The following is a 3,183-nucleotide window of genomic DNA, read 5'->3' as shown; positions in this document are numbered from 1 at the left end:
GACGTCTCCGTCAGGCCGTACACGTGGATGATCTCCCACCCAAAGTCGCCCTCGATCCGACCGATCGTCGCCGCAGCCGGCGGCGCGCCCGCGGTGACGACGCGGATCCCCGGCCGAACGGCTCGCCGGAGCCCGGCGGGGGCGTTCGCGAGCCGGATCAGGATCGTAGGCGCGGCGCACATCATCGTGACGTCCTCGTCCCCGCACTGCGCGAACACCTGGTCCGGCTCGACGCGCCGCAGGCAGAGATGCGTCCCCCCCACCGCGGTCACGATCCAGACAAAGGTCCAGCCGTTCGCGTGGAACATCGGCAGCGTCCACAGGTAGCGCTCGGCCGGCGTCATCTTGACGTGGATCAGGGTACCGACGATGTTAATGGAGGCATTGCGGTGGGTGATCATGACACCCTTGGGCCGGGCCGTCGTGCCGCTCGTGTAGTTGATCGTCAGGAGGTCGGTCTCCGCGACCTCCGGCCGGTCGAACCGCCCGGTCGACCGCTCGAGCAGCCCCTCGTAATCGAGCCAGCCCTCGTGTGCTCCGTCCAGCGCGGCGTAAAGCCGAACGTTGGGGAGGGATTTGCGGATGCTGTCAACGGCCTCGAGATGCTCGGCCGCGGCGCACACGACTTGAGAGCCGCTGTGGTTGATGATATACGCGAAGTCATCTGGTGTGAGCCGGTAGTTGATCGGCACGAGCACTGCCCCAATCTGGGGGACGGCGTAGAACGCCTCCAGCAGGCCGTGGGTGTTCGGGGCGATGTAGGCGATCCGGTCGCCCGGCCGCACGCCGAGGCGCTGTAACTGGCTCGACCATCGATCGCAGCGCTGAAAGAACTCTTCATAGGTGAGCCGCAGGTCACCGTCGACGACCGCCTCACGCTCGCGATACAAGCTGCGAGACCGGCGGGCGAACTCGAGCGGTGTCAGAGGCGTCTCCATGACGCACCCTCCCCTCGTCGCCGGCGGCCCCCCGCTTTGGCCGCAGCCAGCCGGCGGTCGTTGCAGCCGGTGTGTTCGGGGTTGGCGCGTCGCCGTCCTACCGAGGCTCGAGTGTGACTGGCGTCACTGCATCACCGGGTGCCTGATCGTATTCTAGTCACACAGGCGGGTGGTCCGGCACCGCCGGCGGGATCGTGATCGTGCCGCTATCAAAGGGAGGCGCAGAGGATGTGGCCCAACCTGTTCGGTCCTGGATGGCCGTGGATGGCCCTGGCGGTTCTTGGCCTTTGGGTGGCAATGTTCGTTCCCCTGGCGGTCGCGCTGTGCGTGGCCGCGCGGCGAGATGCCGAGAGAGAGTCCATTGCGTTGCCGGAACTGAGTGTGTGGCACCGATATGAGGAGGGCGACCTCACGCATGCAGAGTTCGCGCGGTTGATGGCGGCGCTGCGCCAGAAACCATACGGCCGCGACTTTTCCCTCGGGCGGGGCGTGCTGACGCAGGAGGCCTCACGGATCTAGATGCGGGGCTCGGACGGTTCCCCGCGCCAGTTCCACGACGCGCTGCATCACGTCGCCCGGAAGGGGCCCTCGCCCGGTCCATCGGAGCGCGTCGTCCAATTGTCGCAGATCCGAGAAGCCTACCAGGACGGTTGAGATGCCCGGTGTGGTAAGAGCGAAGCGCAACGCCAGTTCCAGCGGGGCGTCGTATCCGAATTCCGCCGCGATCCCTTGGATCGACTGAGCCCGTTCGAGATCACGCTCGTATTCAGCGCCTCGAAGCAGAAGCGGCCCGGGATCGCCCGCGTTTGGATGCCGGTGCGGGCGTGCCATCAGCGCTCCGGCGGCCATCACCCTGATCGCGATTGCCCCCATGCCCGCAGCGGAGGCCGCGCCGACGAGTCCTGCGAAGTCTTGCGCGCCGCCGCTCGCGCCCGGGAAGGCCGCGCTTGGATTCACCGCGTTGAAGTATGTCTGGACGGTCGCGAACTGGCCCGTTGCGACGACGGCGTGGAGCGCCGAGGTATCTCCGAGACCGGTGATCCCGACGTGCCGGACCAGCCCTCGCGCTACGACCCGCTGCATGCCTTCGGCCACGAGGCTGCTCGTGGTCGCGAGTGGAAGGGGCCGGCTGCTGCCGATGCCGGGCTCGCTCTCGGTGCCGCCGGCGACGACGGGGTTGTGAAGCTGCAACAGGTCAATGGCGTCTCGCCCCAACCGATGCAGGCTCTCCTCGCACGAGCGCTGAACAGCTGCGATGGGGTCGGAAAGGTCGGCGGGTTGAAGCCGGACTTTCGTGCCCACCGCGACGTGATCCCAGGCATCCAGCTCGCTCAAGACCCGCCCCAGGTTCTCTTCCGAGCGCCCCTGGCCGTAGCTCGGCGCGGTATCGAAGTAGGAAACGCCTGCCTCGAGTGCTCGGGCGACCGTTCTTGTCTGGGCGGCGTGGTTCCCCCGTACGAACAGCCCCCCCACTGCGCCCGCCCCGAATCCGAGTGCGGACACGCGGAGTCCCGTCTTTCCGAGTACCCGATGCTCCATGACCGCTCCTTCACTACACGCACCCTACTTCCTCCCTCACCATCCGACAGATGAGGCGTTCGGCAGGAAGGTGGACCCAAGCTCGAACTTACACGCATAGCAGAAGTTCACGCGCCGCGGAAGGCGTTGCGATTGGAGGCACCATGGGGCTGAACGCGGTCACAGACGAGCGGGAGAAGCATGGGCTGGGCATTCTGCTGACGACCGCGTCGGCGATCGCCTATAGCACCGCCGGCTTTTTTACACGCCTGATCCACCTGGACGTGTGGACCGTGTTGTTCTGGCGAGGGATCTTTGCCGGTCTGTTCATCGCGGGCTTCATCGTGTGGCAAAACCGTAGAGCCACCCTGGCGGGAGCACGGGCCGTCGGAGGACCCGGCCTGCTCGCCGCCGCCCTCTCTACGCTCGCGACGATCTTCTTCATCAACGCATTCCGCCGCACGTCGGTGGCCGATGTCACGATAATTCTTGCAACGGCCCCCTTTATCACGGCAGCGCTCACTTGGCTTTGGATCGGCGAGCGCGAGAGCTGGACGACACTGGCCGCCAGCACGGCGGCGCTGTCCGGCGTGGTGGTGATGGTCGGCGGTGCCGTCACGGCAGGGCACCTCTTCGGTGATCTGCTCGCCCTCGGCATGACGCTCTGCATGGCCGTGATGATGATCATCATCCGGAAGCATCGGGAAACCCCGATGCTTCCGGCCGC

At 66.6% G+C, this 3,183-nt stretch carries 4 protein-coding genes; 2 read left to right on the top strand and 2 right to left on the bottom strand.

Annotation, left to right across the window (positions count from 1 at the left end; genetic code table 11):
- A partial coding sequence (locus VFP86_17355) for an AMP-binding protein (protein ID HET9001410.1) occupies positions 1 to 938 on the bottom strand: 938 nt, incomplete at its 3' end.
- A 228-nt stretch (positions 939 to 1,166) separates the two neighbouring features.
- Here VFP86_17355 and VFP86_17350 point away from each other — a divergent pair.
- On the top strand, positions 1,167 to 1,457 hold the full coding sequence (locus VFP86_17350) for a hypothetical protein (GenBank protein HET9001409.1): 291 nt from the start codon (positions 1,167 to 1,169) through the stop codon (positions 1,455 to 1,457).
- Here VFP86_17350 and VFP86_17345 read toward each other — a convergent pair.
- Positions 1,446 to 2,477 (bottom strand): aldo/keto reductase, encoded by a 1,032-nt coding sequence (locus VFP86_17345; GenBank protein ID HET9001408.1) that lies wholly within the window; start codon positions 2,475 to 2,477, stop codon positions 1,446 to 1,448. The genes VFP86_17350 and VFP86_17345 overlap by 12 nt on opposite strands.
- 143 nt (positions 2,478 to 2,620) lie before the next feature.
- Between VFP86_17345 and VFP86_17340 the strand changes: the two genes are divergently transcribed.
- A partial coding sequence (locus VFP86_17340) for a DMT family transporter (GenBank protein ID HET9001407.1) occupies positions 2,621 to 3,183 on the top strand: 563 nt, incomplete at its 3' end.

The organism is bacterium (genome assembly GCA_035703895.1).
Lineage (GTDB): Bacteria > Sysuimicrobiota > Sysuimicrobiia > Sysuimicrobiales > Segetimicrobiaceae > Segetimicrobium.
Note: the sequence above shows the minus strand (reverse complement) of the source record. Positions and strands in the feature narration are given on the sequence as shown.

What these genes read in the sequence shown, in the direction of transcription:
- VFP86_17350 (HET9001409.1), top strand. Translation starts at nt 1,167, where the DNA reads ATGTGGCCCAACCTGTTCGGTCCTGGATGGCCGTGGATGGCCCTGGCG.
- VFP86_17345 (HET9001408.1), bottom strand. Translation starts at nt 2,477, where the DNA reads ATGGAGCATCGGGTACTCGGAAAGACGGGACTCCGCGTGTCCGCACTC.